12 protein-coding genes are annotated in these 16,744 nt (G+C 64.0%); 9 read left to right on the plus strand and 3 right to left on the minus strand.

The window, feature by feature from the left end; genetic code table 11:
• Positions 1 to 129: 129 nt before the first annotated feature.
• From ACLEJR_RS20585 to ACLEJR_RS20600, 4 genes are all read left to right on the plus strand, one after another.
• A complete protein-coding gene (locus ACLEJR_RS20585) occupies positions 130 to 840 on the plus strand; it encodes an ABC transporter ATP-binding protein (RefSeq protein ID WP_440816096.1) in 711 nt (236 codons plus the stop codon).
• A 1-nt stretch (position 841) separates the two neighbouring features.
• Complete coding sequence (locus ACLEJR_RS20590; protein WP_440797880.1) at positions 842 to 2,107, plus strand: ABC transporter permease; 1,266 nt, start codon at positions 842 to 844, stop codon at positions 2,105 to 2,107.
• Positions 2,108 to 2,118: 11 nt separating this feature from the next.
• On the plus strand, positions 2,119 to 2,637 hold the full coding sequence (locus tag ACLEJR_RS20595; protein ID WP_440816099.1) for a DUF3299 domain-containing protein: 519 nt from the start codon (positions 2,119 to 2,121) through the stop codon (positions 2,635 to 2,637).
• Positions 2,638 to 2,860: 223 nt separating this feature from the next.
• Positions 2,861 to 3,559 (plus strand): OmpW/AlkL family protein, encoded by a 699-nt coding sequence (locus tag ACLEJR_RS20600; RefSeq protein ID WP_440797876.1) that lies wholly within the window; start codon positions 2,861 to 2,863, stop codon positions 3,557 to 3,559.
• A gap of 139 nt (positions 3,560 to 3,698) precedes the next feature.
• Here the strand turns inward: ACLEJR_RS20600 and ACLEJR_RS20605 are convergent, their stop codons facing one another.
• Both ACLEJR_RS20605 and ACLEJR_RS20610 read right to left on the minus strand, forming a co-directional pair.
• Entirely contained in the window at positions 3,699 to 4,628 is a 930-nt protein-coding gene (locus ACLEJR_RS20605; protein ID WP_440816101.1) for an NAD-dependent epimerase/dehydratase family protein, read from the minus strand.
• Positions 4,621 to 5,505 (minus strand): sugar nucleotide-binding protein, encoded by an 885-nt coding sequence (locus tag ACLEJR_RS20610; protein ID WP_440797872.1) that lies wholly within the window; start codon positions 5,503 to 5,505, stop codon positions 4,621 to 4,623. The genes ACLEJR_RS20605 and ACLEJR_RS20610 overlap by 8 nt, the downstream gene beginning before the upstream one ends.
• Before the next feature lie 302 nt (positions 5,506 to 5,807).
• On the opposite strand from ACLEJR_RS20610, the gene ACLEJR_RS20615 reads away from it, so the two are divergent.
• A complete protein-coding gene (locus ACLEJR_RS20615) occupies positions 5,808 to 10,121 on the plus strand; it encodes an Lhr family helicase (RefSeq protein WP_440816103.1) in 4,314 nt (1,437 codons plus the stop codon).
• Between the two features lie 118 nt (positions 10,122 to 10,239).
• Here ACLEJR_RS20615 and ACLEJR_RS20620 read toward each other — a convergent pair whose 3' ends face one another.
• Positions 10,240 to 12,327 carry a mechanosensitive ion channel family protein gene (locus ACLEJR_RS20620; RefSeq protein WP_440816105.1) on the minus strand — a complete coding sequence of 696 codons (2,088 nt, stop codon included), beginning with the start codon at positions 12,325 to 12,327 and terminating at the stop codon, positions 10,240 to 10,242.
• A 287-nt stretch (positions 12,328 to 12,614) separates the two neighbouring features.
• Here ACLEJR_RS20620 and ACLEJR_RS20625 point away from each other — a divergent pair, with 287 nt between their 5' ends.
• From ACLEJR_RS20625 to ACLEJR_RS20640, 4 genes are read left to right on the plus strand one after another with little or no spacing between them, the layout of a single operon-like run.
• Positions 12,615 to 13,541 (plus strand): DUF72 domain-containing protein, encoded by a 927-nt coding sequence (locus ACLEJR_RS20625; protein ID WP_440816108.1) that lies wholly within the window; start codon positions 12,615 to 12,617, stop codon positions 13,539 to 13,541.
• Positions 13,538 to 14,350: an endonuclease/exonuclease/phosphatase family protein gene (locus ACLEJR_RS20630; protein WP_440816110.1), complete on the plus strand. Its 813-nt coding sequence runs from the start codon at positions 13,538 to 13,540 to the stop codon at positions 14,348 to 14,350. Before ACLEJR_RS20625 ends, ACLEJR_RS20630 begins: the two co-directional genes overlap by 4 nt.
• Positions 14,347 to 15,645, plus strand: coding sequence for a cardiolipin synthase ClsB (clsB, locus tag ACLEJR_RS20635; RefSeq protein WP_440816113.1), 1,299 nt, complete (start codon positions 14,347 to 14,349; stop codon positions 15,643 to 15,645). Before ACLEJR_RS20630 ends, clsB begins: the two co-directional genes overlap by 4 nt.
• Positions 15,632 to 16,648: a lysylphosphatidylglycerol synthase domain-containing protein gene (locus tag ACLEJR_RS20640; protein WP_440816116.1), complete on the plus strand. Its 1,017-nt coding sequence runs from the start codon at positions 15,632 to 15,634 to the stop codon at positions 16,646 to 16,648. The genes clsB and ACLEJR_RS20640 overlap by 14 nt, the downstream gene beginning before the upstream one ends.
• The last annotated feature ends 96 nt before the right edge of the window (positions 16,649 to 16,744 follow it).

Below are 16,744 nucleotides of genomic sequence, written 5' to 3' on the forward strand. Positions count from 1 at the left end.
ATCCAATGTGGGAGCGAGCCTGCTCGCGAGAGGCCGGCACATCCAACATAGATGTCGCCTGACCCATTGCTTTCGCGAGCAGGCTCGCTCCCACAAGGGGCTATTCCCATCATCCTGACATCGGCCAACATGACCCAAGCTCTCATCGAACTGTCCGACCTGGTTTTCAGCTGGCCCGGGCATCCGCCATTGCTGGACATCCCGGCGTTTCGCCTGGAGTCCGGTGAAACGCTATTTCTCAAGGGGCCCAGCGGCAGTGGCAAGACCACGCTTCTGGGGCTTCTGGGTGGGGTGCAGGTGCCGGATCGCGGCAGCATCCGCCTGCTCGGCCAGGAGCTCAGCGCGCTGGGCGCCGGCCGTCGCGACCGGTTTCGCGTGGATCACACCGGCTACATCTTCCAGCAGTTCAACCTGCTGCCGTTTCTCTCGGTGCGCGAGAATGTCGAGTTGCCCTGCCACTTTTCCAAGCTACGGGCGCAGCGGGCCGTACAGCGCCACGGCAGTGTCGATCAGGCCGCCGCAACCTTGCTGGCCCACCTGGGCCTGACCGATCCGAACCTGCTCGGACGGCGCGCCGACTCGCTGTCCATTGGCCAACAGCAACGGGTCGCCGCCGCCCGGGCCTTGATCGGCCAACCGGAACTGGTGATCGCCGACGAACCGACCTCGGCACTGGACTACGACGCGAGGGAAAACTTCCTGCGGTTGTTGTTCGCTGAATGTCGCGACGCCGGATCGAGCCTGCTATTCGTCAGCCATGACCAGAGCCTGGCAGCGCTGTTTGACCGCAACCTCTCGCTGGCCGATCTCAATCGCGCCGCCAAGCCACTCGAGGTCTGAGATGTATCTGTTCCGTCTAGCCATGGCCAGCCTGGCGAACCGCCGCTTCACCGCGATCCTCACCGTTTTCGCCATTGCGCTGTCCGTCTGCCTGCTGCTGGCGGTGGAGCGGGTACGCACCGAGGCGCGGGCCAGTTTCGCCAGCACCATCAGCGGCACTGACCTGATCGTCGGCGCCCGCTCGGGCTCGGTGAACCTGTTGCTGTACTCGGTGTTTCGCATCGGCAATGCCACTAATAACATCCGCTGGGACAGCTTCGAACACTTCGCCAGCAACCCGAAAGTGAAATGGGCGATTCCCATGTCCCTGGGCGATTCCCATCGCGGTTATCGGGTGATGGGCACCACCGAAGCCTACTTCGAGCATTACCAGTACGGTCGCCAACAACACCTGGCGCTGGCCGATGGCCGGGCGTTCGCCACCGATCCGTTCGAAGTGGTGCTCGGCGCCGAAGTGGCCGAAGCGCTGCATTACAAGCTCGGCGACCAACTGGTGCTGGCTCACGGCGTAGCGGCCATCAGCCTGGTCAAGCACGACGACAAGCCGTTCACCGTGGTCGGCATCCTCAAGCGCACCGGCACCCCGGTGGACCGTACCTTGCACATCAGCCTCGGCGGCATGGAGGCGATTCACATCGACTGGAAAAACGGTGCGCCAGCCCAGGGCAACGGCCGCATCAGCGCCGACCAGGCCCGCAACATGGACCTCACGCCTCAGGCGATCACCGCGTTCATGCTCGGCCTCAACAGCAAGATTTCGACCTTTGCCTTGCAACGCGAGATCAACGAGTTCCGCGGCGAACCGTTGCTGGCGATCCTGCCCGGCGTGGCGTTGCAGGAACTGTGGAGCCTGATGGGCACGGCGGAAAAAGCCCTGTTCGTGATCTCGCTGTTCGTGGTGCTGACCGGGTTGATCGGCATGCTCACGGCGATCCTCACCAGCCTCAACGAGCGCCGCCGGGAGATGGCGATCCTGCGTTCGGTGGGTGCGCCGCCGTGGCACATTGCAAGCCTGCTGGTGCTTGAAGCCTTCGCCCTGGCGCTGGCCGGCGTCGCATCGGGCCTGGCGCTGCTGTACGTCGGGATCGCTGCAGCCCAGGGCTATGTGCAGTCGGCCTATGGCTTGTATCTGCCGCTGGGCTGGCCGAGTGAGTATGAATGGACGCTGATGGCTGGCATCCTGCTCGCCGCCCTGCTGATGGGCAGCGTGCCGGCCTGGCGCGCCTATCGCCAATCGCTGGCCGATGGTCTGTCGATCCGTTTATGAGGACATTGAAGATGCCCCGCGCCCTGCTTGCGTTGTTGATGATGGTCGCCCTGCCGCTGTGGGCGGCCGAGCCGAGGGACCTGGCCTGGTCGGAAATGATCCCGCCCGACGCGCCGCCGGAAGTGCCGAACATGACCCCGCTGCACGACCTGTCGAAGATGAGCGACGCCCTGGCCGCCGAGTCCGCGCCGGCAGCCAGGCAGGAGATGCCCAACGCGCCGGTGGTCAAGGCGCTCGATGGGCAGCAGATTCGTTTGCCGGGTTACATCGTGCCGCTGGAAGTCAGCGAGGAAGGCCGCACCACGGATTTCTTGCTGGTACCGTATTTCGGCGCCTGCATCCATGTACCACCACCGCCGTCGAACCAGATCGTGCATGTGAAGAGCGAAGTCGGGGTCAAGCTCGATGAGTTGTACCAGCCGTACTGGGTCGAAGGGCCGATGCAGGTCAAGCCGTCCACCAGCGAACTGGCCGATGCCGGGTATCAGATGGAGGCTGAGAAGATTTATGTGTATGAGCTGCCGGAGTGAGTCCGGTAATTATCGTATCGCCAGTTAAATAGTCATCGCGAGCAGGCTCGCTCCCACATTGGATCGGCATGCACCGTCCCGGTGGGAGCGAGCTTGCTCCGGGCGGCGATCCGACGATGAGGCCCCTGAAGTCTCATCACACTTTCATTGAGCTGAGTCAAAAGACCGCCCCAGAGCGCTTCGTACCATAGGCCATCCTTTTTGAATGCCCTTTGGAGCTCCCATGCACAAGTCTCTGCTCAGCGCTTCGCTCGTTGCCCTCGCGCTCGCCGCCCCGCTCGCCCAGGCCCATACGGCCGGCGATATCATCGTTCGCGCCGGCGCCATTACCGTCAATCCAGAGGCCGACAGCGGCAGCGTCAAGGTCGACCGTGGCCCGCTGGCCGGCGCCGACCTGGGCGGCAAGGCGACCATGAGCAGCGACACCCAACTGGGCTTGAACTTCGCCTACATGCTGACCAACAACCTGGGGATCGAACTGCTGGCGGCTTCGCCGTTCGAGCATGACGTGAAGCTCAAAGGCACCGCTCTCGGCGCGGCCAACGGCAAACTCGGCACCCTCAAGCACCTGCCGCCGACCCTGAGCCTGGTCTACTACCCGCTCGACGCCAAGTCGGCGTTTCAACCCTACGTCGGCGCCGGTATCAACTACACCTGGATCTACGACGAACACGTCGGCAGTGGCGCCAGCGCCAACGGTTTCAGCAACTTCCGTGCAAGCAACAGCTGGGGCATGGCGTGGCAGGTCGGCGCCGACTACATGCTGACCGATAACATCATGATCAACGGCCAGATTCGCTACATCGACATCGACACCAGCGCCTACGTCGACAACAACGCCGTGGCCGGCGGGACACGGGCCAAGGTGAATGTCGATGTGGATCCGTGGATCTATATGGTGGGGTTGGGTTACAAGTTCTGACCCATACTTTCAAACTTGCGCAAATCCCTGTGGGAGCGAGCCTGCTCGCGATAGCGGTAGATCAGTCAGCCTCTATGTTGGCTGACAAACCGCTATCGCGAGCAGGCTCGCTCCCACATTAGGTTCCGGTGTCCGTGGTTCAGCGGCCCAGCAACCGCGCCAGCCCCACGCTCATCGGCGTTTGCGTCGGAAAACTGAAGCGCTGCAACAGCCGCTGGTTGTCCGCCCGCGAGTGGCGAATGTCACCAGAGCGCGCCGGGCCGTAGCTGATCGGCGGCAACTTGCCGACCACTTGCTCGAGGGCCTGGAGCATTTGCTTGAGGGTCGTCGCCTGGTTCCAGCCGACGTTCACTGCGCCGACTTCCACTTCTGGCTTTTCGATGGCCTGCACCAGCAGGTCCACCAGGTCTTGGACATAGACAAAATCCCGGGTCTGCTCGCCATCGCCGAACACGGTGATCGGCAAGCCTTTCTGTGCCCGCTCGCTGAAGATGCTGATGACCCCGGAGTACGGCGAAGACGGATCCTGACGTGGACCGTAGATGTTGAAGAAGCGGAACACCACCGGCTCCAGGGCGTGCTGGCGGCGATAGAAATCCAGGTAGAACTCGCTGGCCAGTTTGTCCGAGGCATAGGGTGTAAGCGGTGCCTTGGGCGTGTCCTCGTCGATGGACTGGCCTTCGCCGTTGTTGCCGTAGACCGCGGCGCTGGAGGCGAACAACACGCGCTTCACGCCGGTCTGGCGCATGGCTTCGCAGACATTCAGGGTACCGATGAAATTGCTCTGGTGCGTGCGTACCGGGTCATCCACCGAGGCTTGCACCGAGGCCACTGCCGCCAGGTGCGCCACAGCGCTGCAACCGGCCATGGCCTGGGCCACCAGCGCCGCGTCGGCGACGTCGCCTTCGATCAGTTCGACCGCCGGGTTATCTAATGGCAGGTTGCTGCGCTTGCCGGTGGACAAGTCATCGAGGACGCGCACCGAATGTCCCCTGGCAAGCAGGGCGTCGGTCAGGTGCGAGCCGATGAAACCCGCACCGCCGGTGATTAAAACAGGGCCTTCAGCCATGGCGATAGAACCTATCCAGTAAGCCCGGGAGCGCGGCGCGCCAGGCGCGGGGCTTGATCCCGAAAGTGTGCAGAATTTTCTTGCAGGCCAGCACCGCGTGCTGCGGTTCTTCGGCGGCGTCCGGCCGTGCGGCGTGAGCCTGGGCGGTGGGCGACTCGATCGCCAGCGGATGCAGGGCGCGGGCTTCGGTGAGGATCGCCTGGCCCAGCGCCAGCGGCGTGGTCGCTTCGTGCCCGGCGTAATGATAGGTGCCCCACAGCGGCGCCGCGCAATCGAGTTGCTTGAGCACCGAGATGATCACTCGTGCCGCATCGTCCACCGGCGTCGGATTGCCCCGGCGGTCGTCGGCCAGCGGCAGCTCCTCGGGCTGTTCGGCGCGGGCCAGGAAACGGCCAAGGATGCCGTCGGCGCTGTCGTCCAGCAGCCAGCCGAAACGCAGCAGCACATGCTGCGGACAGGTCGCACGTACGCTTTGCTCGATCCGCCACAACGCCTGGCCACGCAGGCCCAGGGGCACCGGTTCGTCCTTCTCGCTGTAGGCGGTGGCACGGGAACCGTCGAACACCCGGTAGCTGGACGGTTGCACCAGGACGATGTTGTGGTGCTGGCACAGTTCGGCCAGGCGCTCGACGGCGCGTTCCTGGCTGGCCAGGCGCTGCTCGCTGACGGCCTCGGCCTGGAACCAGTCGAAGTAATACGCCAGGTTGATCAAGGCGTCCGGCCGGGTGTCGTCGAGCAGTTGCGTCAGGCTCGCGGCATCCCAACCGTCTTCGGGCGGGCGGGGGGCAAGAAAACCGATGTCTTCTTCTGCACCGAGGCGAATCAGCGCCTGCCCAAGGGCATTTCCGCCGCCCAGTAACATAAGGCGCATTCGCATAAAATCAGCAGGCCCAGTCTGTTGGCACAAGAATTTGGATCGACAACGCCCACAGGCGTCGCCGGAATCGTTGCATTTTGCGGGTTTAGTGCGCAACCGTCATCCGTAAAGTGCAGATCGTGGGTTCGGGTTCGGCTCGATGGCCCTATCGCGAGCAGGCTCGCTCCCACATTCGACTGCATGTTGTCTGACGAAACTCGGTTGACTGTGGGAGCGAGCTTGCTCGCGATGAGGCCCAACCTGGTAACGGAGATCCCGATCGGTACTTGCATCTTCCCCACCCCACCCGCATAACTGCTCCTATGAATCTGCCCCTCGCAGCCGACCACGCCATGGCGGGCTTTCACCCTGCCGTGCGCGCCTGGTTCAGCCAGACATTCCCGGCGGTCACGGCCGCCCAGGCCCAGGCGTGGCCGTTGATCAGTCAGCGCCGTTCGACCCTGGTGGCCGCGCCCACCGGTTCAGGCAAGACGCTGACGGCGTTTCTCGCGGTGCTCGACGATCTGGTGCATCGCGGCCTGGAACAGGGCGGCCTGCCGGACCAGACCCTGGTGGTCTACGTCTCACCGCTCAAGGCCTTGAGCAACGACATCCAGATCAACCTGCAAAACCCGCTGGCCGGGATCACCGAACAGCTGCGACAAATGGACCTGCCGCCGCTGCACATCACCACCGCCGTGCGCACCGGCGATACCCCACAGAAAGACCGCTCGGCCATGCGCAAGAACGCGCCGCACATCCTAGTGACCACGCCCGAATCGCTCTACGTGCTGCTCGGCTCGGATTCCGGTCGGAAGATGCTCGCCAGCACCCGCACAGTCATCGTCGACGAAATCCACGCCATCGCCGCCAGCAAGCGCGGCAGCCACCTGGCCTTGAGCCTGGAACGCCTGCAAGCGCTGTGCGCCGAACCGCTGGTACGGATCGGCCTGTCCGCCACGCAGAAACCCATCGAAGCGGTTTCGCGTTTCCTGGTGGGCGAAGGGCGAACCTGCGACATCGTCGACATCGGCCATGCGCGCCCACGGGATCTGGACATCGAGGTGCCACCGGTGCCGCTGTCGGCGGTGATGGCCAACGATGTCTGGGAGCTGGTCTACAACCGTCTGGCCGAACTGGCCCGGGAACACCGCACCACCCTGGTATTCGTCAACACCAGACGCCTGGCCGAACGCTTGAGCCGGCATTTGAGCGAGCGCCTGGGCAAAGACGCGGTGGCGGCCCATCACGGCAGCCTGGCGAAGGAGTTTCGCCTCGACGCCGAGCAACGGCTCAAGCGCGGCGAATTGCAGGTGCTGATCGCCACCGCCTCGCTGGAACTGGGTATCGACATCGGCGATGTCGACCTGGTGTGCCAGATCGCCTCGCCCCGTTCGATCTCGGCGTTCCTGCAACGGGTCGGACGCTCCGGGCACCACGTCGGCGGTACACCCAAGGGCCGGTTGTTCGCCACCACCCGCGACGATCTGATCGAATGCGCCGCCCTGCTCGACTGCGTGCGCCGTGGCGAGCTGGACATCCTGCACATCCCCAAGGCACCGCTGGACGTGCTGGCCCAGCAGATCGTCGCCGAAGTGAGTTGCCAGGAATGGCAGGAACAGGCGCTCCTGCAGATGTTCCGCCGCGCCGCGCCCTATGCTGAATTGGATGAAGGCCATTACCAGGCCTTGCTGCAAATGCTCGCCGAGGGCCTCAACGGTCGCCAGGGCGTGCGCAGCGCCTATCTGCACCGCGATGCCGTCACCCGCACCCTGCGCGGACGCCGGGGCAGCAAGCTGACCGCCGTGACCAGCGGCGGGACCATTCCGGATAACGCCGACTACAGTGTGCTGCTCGAACCCCAGGGCTTGAACATTGGCAGCGTCAACGAAGATTTCGCGGTGGAGAGCATTGCCGGCGACGTGTTCCAGCTCGGCAATACCTCCTACCGGATCATTCGCGTCGAGACCGGTCGCGTACGGGTCGAGGATGCCCAAGGCCAGCCGCCGACCATCCCGTTCTGGCTCGGCGAAGCCCCAGGGCGTAGCGCTGAACTGTCGGTGGCGGTGGCGCGCCTGCAAGCCCAGCTCGACGCACTGCTTGATGCCACGCCGGGCGATCTGCAACCGGCGCTGGACTGGCTGACCGGCACCTTGCAGCTGAATCTGCCGAGTGCCGAACAACTGCTCGATTACCTGGCGCCGTCACGCCGGGCCTTCGGCGCCTTGCCGTCCCAGGACACGTTGCTGATGGAGCGCTTCTTCGATGAGTCTGGCGGCACGCAACTGATTATCCACACGCCCTTCGGCAGCCGCATCAACCGCGCCTGGGGCCTGGCCTTGCGCAAGCGTTTCTGCCGCACCTTCAATTTCGAACTGCAAGCCGCCGCCAGCGAAGACGCCATCGTGTTGTCGCTGTCCACCAGTCATAGCTTCGAGCTCGACGAAGTCTGGCGCTACCTCAACAGCCACAGCGCCGAACAGATCCTGGTCCAGGCGGTGCTGGATGCGCCGCTGTTCGGCGTGCGCTGGCGCTGGAACGCCGGCGTGGCCCTGGCACTGCCGCGTTATACCGGCGGGCGCAAGGTCGCACCGCAGATACAACGGATGAAAAGCGAAGACCTGATCGCCAGCGTGTTCCCGGACCAGATCGCCTGCCTGGAAAACCTCGCCGGTGAACGGGAGATTCCCAATCACCCTCTGGTGGAGCAGACCCTCGACGATTGCCTGCACGAAGCCATGGACAGCGAAGGCTGGCTGGCCCTGCTGCGGCGCATGGAAGCGGGCGAGGTTCGGCTGATCAGCCGCGACCTGCCGGCGCCCTCGCCCCTGGCGGCGGAGATCCTCAGTGCCCGGCCCTATACCTTCCTCGACGACGCGCCGCTGGAAGAACGGCGCACCCAGGCGGTGATCAACCGGCGCTGGAGCGACCCACAGTCCACCGACGACCTCGGCGCGCTGGACGCCGAGGCCATCCAGTCGGTGCGCGAAGAAGCCTGGCCGACGCCGACCAACCTCGATGAAATGCACGAAGCGCTGATGAGCCTGGCCTGCATCGCCGACAGCGAAGCCAGCGCCCACGGGCCCTGGCTGGACTGGTTGCGCACGCTGGCCGAGCGTGGTCGCGCCAGCCACATACAGATCAGCGCCGAGCGCGGTTTATGGGTGGCCTTGGAACGCCTGACCTGCCTGCAAGCCATTTATCCACAGGCCCAATGGCAGCCGCCACTGACGCCGCTGGCCGGTTTCAATGAAGCCTGGGACAGCGACGAAGCCGTGGTGGAAGTGCTCCGCGCCCGGCTCAGTGCGTTCGGGCCGCTGCCGCTGAAGGCCATTGCCTACCCGCTGGGTCTGTCGACGCCGCCAGTCACCCAGGCTCTGGCTCATCTGGAACAGCAAGGCTACGTACTGCGCGGTCGCTTCACGCCGGGCACCGGCCAGGAAGAATGGTGCGAGCGGCATTTGCTGGCGCGTATCCATCGTTACACGGTCAAGCGCCTGCGACGAGAAATCGAGCCGGTGATGTTGCAGGACTTCATGCGATTCCTGTTCGACTGGCAGCACCTTTCCACATCGACCCAAGGCCGAGGCAACGCCGTGCTGCCGTCAATCGTCAGCCAATTTGAAGGTTACCCGGCCGCCGCCTCGGCCTGGGACAGCGACTTGCTGCCGGCGCGGATCAAGGACTACTCGCCCACCTGGCTCGATGAGTTGTGCCGCAGCGGCCGGCTGGTCTGGACGCGCCTGAGCGCCCGACAAAAGCTTTCGGCCAGCGCGCTGCGCAGCACACCAGTGGTGTTGCTGCCGCGCAGCCAGGTCGGCCTATGGAGCAGCCTGGCCGAACAGACGCCCCTGGAAGAACTGTCGCTCAAGACGCAAAAAGTCCATCAGGCCCTGAGCGAACATGGCGCACTGTTTTTTGATGAACTGCTGCACGAGGCTCATCTGCTGCGCGCCGAGCTGGAAATCGCCTTGCAGGAACTGGTGGGTGCCGGGCTGGTGAACGCCGACAGCTTCGCCGGCCTGCGAGCGCTGATCACCCCGGCCAGCAAACGCCAGGCCCGCAGCAGTCGACGCGGACGTGGAGCATTTGTCGGCGGCATGGATGACGCTGGGCGCTGGGCCTTGTTGCGCCGCAATGCATCCGCCGCTGTTGAAAGCAACCGCCCGGCGCCGACCCCGCCCGAAACCCTGGAACACATCGCCATGACCTTGCTGCGCCGCTACGGCGTGGTGTTCTGGCGCTTGCTCGAACGGGAAGCCGATTGGCTGCCGAGCTGGCGCGAACTGCTGCGCACCTTCCATCGGTTGGAGGCTCGGGGAGAGATTCGCGGCGGGCGTTTCGTCAGTGGGCTGGCGGGCGAGCAGTTCGCCCTGCCCGAAGCGATCCCGTTACTGCGCGAGGTGCGCCGGCGGCCCACCGACAACAGTCTGATCGTGGTGTGTGGCGTCGACCCGCTGAACCTGGCCGGGACTCTGCTGCCGGGGGCGAAAGTGCCGGCGTTGGCGAGTAATAGGTTGGTGTACCGCGATGGAGTGCCGGCGGCGGCGCTGATCGCTGGCAAACCGGTGTTCTGGATGGAGTTGGATCAGCAAGGGATGGCTGAGGTGCGCAGCAGGCTGATTCAGAAAGGTTGAGGAAAAGCAGGTCTGGCCCCATCGCGAGCAAGCTCGCTCCCACAGGAACAGCGGTGATCCCTGTGGGAGCGAGCCTGCTCGCGATGAGGCCATCAGCCTCGCTACATGACTCAGCAAATTATTGAGATCGATCAGCCACTGCATCCCCGACTTTCGGCTCCCCCACCAACCGCTGCGGCATCACCACCTGTTGTGGATAAGTCTGCGCGAAATGCACCGCCGGGTTCTCATCCACCAGCTTCTTCAGCCGCTGGTTGAACGCCCGGCTCACTGCATATTGCCCGCCGGAGACGGTACGGAACTGCGCAGTCAGCACCACGCCATTGAGGTCCATCCGATCCACCCCAAACACATCCAGCGGCCCCTGCAGGTTGAACTTGAGGAACGGGTCCTCCGAGATCGAGCGCCCGGCTTCGCGAATCAGCTCGATGGCCTGGTCCACATCGCTGTCGTAGGTGAACTGCACCGAGAAGAACGCGAAGGCGAATTGCCGGGATTGGTTGGTCACGGCCTTGATCTGGCCGAACGGCACCGAGTGGACGAAGCCCTTGCCGTCGCGCAGGCGCAGGGTGCGGATGGTCAGGCCCTCGACGGTACCGGCGTGGCCGGAACTGAGCACCACCCAATCGCCGATGGACAGGGTGTCTTCAATAATGATGAACAATCCGGTGATCACGTCCTGCACCAGTTGCTGTGAACCGAAGCCGATGGCCAGACCCACCACCCCGGCGCCGGCCAGCAGTGGCGCGACGTTGATGCCCAGGTTGGCCATGGTGGTGATCGCGCAGATCACCACCAGGATGATTTTCGCGGCATTGCGCAGCAACGGCAGGATGGTCTTGACCCGCGTGCTCGGCTGGCGGGCTCCGCGCTTGTTCAGCGGCGGTTTGAGGGCTTCCTGGATCGCCGTGTCGAGCACCACCCAGGTCAGCCAGGTCACCAGGAAGATCAGGCCGATGCGGCTCAATGAATCACTGATCGCCCGCCCTACCGCATTGCGCGAGGCGAACTCGAACAGCGAGATCCCCCAGATCCGCCCGAGGATTTCAATGAACGCCACCGCCATGACAATTCGCAGCAAGGCATGCGCCAGGCTCAGCAACCGGCCTTTGTAGGCGCTGTTGCGCTGGATCGTCTCGAACCGGGGAGACTTGAACACCTGCTGGAACACCGTACTGAGAAACACCGTAGCGATCAGCAGGATGGTGGTGAACAACGCGCAGCGCAGGGCCTTCTGGTTATCTTCGCCGACGCCGATCAGGCTCACCGCCGAGACCAGCACCATCAGCAGGATCGGCCAGTTCCACAAACCCGAGAAAATCCGCAGCGACTCCTGCAAGGCCGGCTGTTTCAGGCGTTGCGCCAGCGGCCGGTTGCGGATCAGATGCGCCACCGGGCGGCGCATGCGAATCACCAGCCAGCCGAAGATCACCGAAGCGAACAGTCCGGTGAACACCGCGACGCTGCTGGTGATATTGCCACCCAGTTGCCGAGCGATCTGCGGGCTGGTCAGCGCATCGCTGAGGGCCGCGAGAAAGCCGATCAGAAACAACGGCCGCGGGCTGAAGCGGCGGATGATCGACACTGCCCGGCGCTTGTGCCCGGCGTTGAACATCACGATCACGCAGAGCAGCACCGAGGTGGAGAAAATGCCGCTGCTGGTGGCGTAGGCGAAACACAGCGCCAGGGCGCGCCCGACCGAAACTTGCAGAAAGTGGCTGACGTACAGCGTCAACGGCAGGCACACCAATGCCGGGAGCGTGTAGGGCAACAGGTAGCCGAGCAGGTCGCGAATGCGCCGGCGGCTGCGCAGCCAACGCCCCGGGCCGAGGCGTCGCATCAGCAGGCGGGCGCCGGTCCAGATCAGCCCAAACGTCCCCAGCCAGACGCCGGACAGCAGCATGAAATCGCCGGCTACGCGCCAGGAAGAGCGGGAGGTCTGGTCCACCAGCCGATCCACCTCGTCCGCCGCCCGATCCGCCCGCAGACGCCAGGCATCCACCAGGCTCTGGTTCAGGTCAAGCTTGTCCTGGACGTCGTCGATGCTCGAACTGATGGCGCCGAGCAATCCGCCCTGCACCAGCGGCTCGGGTTCGGTCGGGGTTTCGCTGGAAGCGGGCGTACCGGGAACGGCAGCCGTTGCGAATGCGACGTTGCCGGTCAGTGTCAGCAGGACCAGCAGCAATGCAGCAGTCAATCGAGACAAAACGCGAGGCTCCTACGCAGGGGGCGGTAAGGAACTGATCCCTATCGGGCGGGCAAGTTCGCTCCCAAGATCAACACAAGACCCTGTGGCGAGGGAGCTTGCTCCCGCTGGGTGCGCGCAGCGGCCCTGTTTTTCCGGGGCTGCTGCGCAGCCCAGCGGGAGCAAGCTCCCTCGCCACGAGAACCGCACCAGGCCCCACCGCCGAGCAATCCAGCGAAACTTTCCGCCCCGCCCGACAGTCATCACAAGACACAGGCAGTACGAGGTCATTGGCACGGGAGGGACACATGACGGCGATCCACATTGGCATTTCCGGTTGGCGCTACACGCCTTGGCGCGGTGATTTCTATCCCAAGGGGCTGACCCAGAAGCGGGAACTGCAATTCGCCTCGCGTGCAGTCAACAGCATCGAAATCAATGGATCGTTCTACGCCCTGCAACGTCCCGAACGGTATGCCCAGTGGTACGCCGAGACGCCGTCCGGCTTCGTCTTCAGCGTCAAGGCGCCACGCTTTATCACCCATATCAAACGCTTGCGTGACGTCCATAAACCGTTGGCCAACTTCTTCGCCTCAGGAGTGCTGGAGCTCAAGGAAAAACTCGGCCCGATCCTCTGGCAGTTCCCACCGAGCTTCAAATTCGACCCCGAGCTGTTCGAAGACTTTCTCAAGCAACTGCCCCACGACACCGAAGGCGCCGCGGCACTGGCACGCGAGCACGAACCGCGCCTGGACGGCCACGCCAGCACCCGTGCCGATAAAAAGCGCCCATTGCGCCATGCCGTCGAGATCCGCCATCAGAGCTTCATCGACCCGCACTTCGTGACCCTGCTCAGGCGCTATGACGTGGCCCTGGTGATCGCCGACACCGCCGGCAAATGGCCTTATCGCGAAGATGTCACCAGTGACTTTATCTACATCCGCCTGCACGGTGCCGAAGAGCTGTATGCCAGCGGCTACACCGACGAAGCGTTGAAACGCTGGGGCGACCGGATCGAAGCCTGGAGCCACGGCACGCAACCGGATGACGCGCAACTGATCGATCCGGATAAGAAGCCCCGGGCGCGCAAGAGCCGCGAGGTGTTCTGCTATTTCGACAACGACATCAAGGTCCGCGCGCCCTATGACGCGCGTCACTTGCTGCACCGCTTCGAACTGGGCAAAGACCTCGCCACTGCGCCCGGAGTCAGCCCGGCCGAGGGGGTATTGTCATGAGCAGCCGGCAGTCCACCGAGACCTCCCGCGAGCCGACCCAGCCCGTGAACCAGGACCTTGCCCCGGTCAATCGCTTCACCGTACTGACGGTCAACACCCACAAAGGCTTCACCGCCCTGAACCGCCGCTTCATCCTCCCGGAATTGCGCGAAGCGGTGCGCAGCGTGGCCGCCGACGTGGTGTTTCTGCAGGAAGTCCACGGCACTCACGAACACCACCCCCAGCGCTACAGCAACTGGCCGAGCATGCCGCAATACGAGTTCCTCGCCGACAGCCTCTGGCCGCAATTCGCCTATGGACGCAACGCGGTGTATCCGGAGGGTGACCATGGCAACGCTTTGCTGTCGAAATTCCAGATCATTCGCCACGACAACCTCGACGTGTCTATCAGCGGCCACGAAAGCCGCGGCATGCTCCACAGCGTACTGCGCCTGCCGGGCGTCGAAGGCCAGCAAGTCCATGCGATCTGTGTGCACCTGGGGCTGCGCGAAGGCCATCGGGTCGAACAACTCAAGCTGCTGTGCAAACGCTTGAGCGAACTGCCAGCCGATGCCCCGGTGATCGTCGCCGGTGACTTCAACGACTGGCGCGGCAAGGCCAGCGACTTGCTACAACCCTGCGGCCTGCGCGAGGTGTTCGCCGAACACTGGGGCAAGCCGGCCCGCAGTTTTCCGGCGCGCCTGCCGATGCTGCGCCTGGACCGCATCTACGTGCGCAACCTCAAGGCCCGCCAACCCCAGGTGTTGAGCGTACGCCCCTGGTCGCACCTGTCAGACCATGCCCCGCTGTCGGTGGAGATCGAATTATGAGCGCGACGATGAACAAGGCGACGGTGGAACAGGTCGAGGCGCCACCCACCGAGCGCAACCCGGCGCTGGTCGATGTCGAATATGGCTGGCACGGCAATAACCGCGTCACGCTGTTGGAAAACGGCGAAGAGTATTTTCCACGAGTCTTCGAGGCCATTCGCCGGGCCGAAAAGGAAATTCTCATTGAGACTTTCATCCTGTTCGAAGACAAGGTCGGCAACGAACTGCGCGACCTGTTGGTGGACGCCGCCCAACGCGGCGTGCGCGTCACCCTCAGCCTGGACGGCTTCGGCTGCGGCGAGCTGACGCCCAACTTCCTGGCGTCGTTGAGCGATGCCGGGGTGCGCCTGCAAATGTTCGACCCCGCGCCCCTCCACTTGGGCATTCGCACCAACTGGTTCCGCCGCCTGCACCGCAAGGTGGTGGTGATCGACGGAGTGATCGCGTTCATCGGCGGGATCAACTTCTCAGCCGACCACTTGGGCGATTTCGGCCCCGAGGCCAAACAGGACTATTCGGTCGAGATCAAAGGTCCGGCGGTGGTCGATATCCACCATTTCGCCTTGATGCAGAGCGGTCGTCCGGCCCGGGCCAAATACTGGTGGCAGCGACGCCGCAGCCGGCGCAGCGAGTTGGCGTTCAGCGATCACGACGGCCAGGTGCGCCTGGTCTATCGCGACAACCATGATCACCAGACCGACATCGAAGAGGTCTACCTGCAAGTGCTGCGCAGCGCCCAGCGCCGGGTGATGATCGCCAACGCGTATTTCTTCCCCGGTTATCGGCTGTTGCGGGAGATGCGCAATGCGGCGCGACGCGGCGTGGAAGTCAGCCTGATCCTGCAGGGCCAGCCGGACATGATGATCGCCAAGCTCGCGGCGCGGATGCTCTACAGCTATCTGCTCAAGGCCGGCGTGGTGATCTACGAATACTGCGAACGGCCGCTGCACGGCAAGGTCGCGCTGGTGGACGAGGACTGGAGCACCGTGGGTTCGAGCAACCTCGACCCCTTGAGCCTGTCCTTGAACCTGGAGGCCAATGTGCTGATCCGCGACCGCGCGTTCAACCGCCAACTGCACGAGCGCCTCGACTACCTGTGCCGCAACCATTGCACCGTCATGCGCGAAGCCCAGGCCCCACGCGGGCTGATCTGGCGCATGACCATCGGGTTCATGGTGTTCCACTTCTTGCGCCACTTCCCGGCCTGGGCCGGATGGCTGCCGGCCCATAAACCGCGTCTGAAACCTTTTTCGCCGCCGACGGCGGTCCGGAGCGAACCCCATGAACCACTCTGAAGCGCAGACCGCGCCAAGGGACACCCGAACGCCGGACCAGGCCAAGCCCACCTCGCGCTGGAGCCGCTGGAAAAGACCGCTGACCCTGGCCTTCTTCCTGCTGCTGATCGTGCTGTTCACCGCCCTGGCTCGGCGCATCGACTGGTCGGAGGTGTTCGATACCCTGGCCGACTTCAAAGTGCGCACACTGATCATCGCCGCAGGGCTGACCATCATCAGTTTCATCACCTACGCCTGCTTCGACTTGATTGGCCGCACCTACATCCGGCAGAAACTGGGCTGGCGGCAGATCCTGCCCGTGGGGGTGATCAGCTACGCCTTCAACCTCAACCTCAGCGCCTGGGTCGGCGGGATCGCCATGCGCTATCGACTGTATTCGAGGTTGGGGGTCAGCACCGGGAACATTGCCAAGATCCTCGGACTGAGCCTGGCAACGAACTGGTTCGGCTACATGACCCTGGCCGGCGCGGTGTTCAGCAGCGGCCTGGTAACGATGCCGCCGGGCTGGAAACTGAGCAGCGGTGCGTTGCAGGGCGTGGGCGTGCTGTTGCTGCTGGCGAGCGCCGGGTATCTGCTGGCCTGTCGCTTCTCCAAGCGCCGGGCGTGGACCATTCGCGGCATGGAAATCAACCTGCCCTCACTGCGCATGGCGGTCTTGCAACTGGCGCTGGGGGCGCTGAACTGGTCGCTGATGGCGGCGGTGATCTTCACCTTGCTGCCCAGCAAACTGGAATACCCGGTGGTGCTCGGGGTGCTGCTGATCAGCAGCATCGCCGGGGTCATCACGCATATTCCGGCGGGGCTTGGGGTGTTGGAGGCGGTGTTCATCGCCTTGCTGCAGCATGAAGTGTCGCGGGGCAGCCTGCTGGCGGGGTTGATTGCTTACCGGGCAATCTACTTCATCCTGCCGTTGTTGATCACGGTGGTGATGTACTTGGTGATCGAGGCGAAGGCCAAGGCGCTGCGGGTGAAGCCTGGGGTCAAGTCATCAAGATCTGAATAATGGAGCGTTTGGACGGGCCTCATCGTCGGATCGCCGCCCGGAGCAAGCTCGCTCCCACAGTTTGAAATGAGTTCCCCTGTGGGAGCGAGCTTGCTC

The organism is Pseudomonas sp. SMN5 (assembly GCF_052041925.1).
GTDB lineage: Bacteria > Pseudomonadota > Gammaproteobacteria > Pseudomonadales > Pseudomonadaceae > Aquipseudomonas.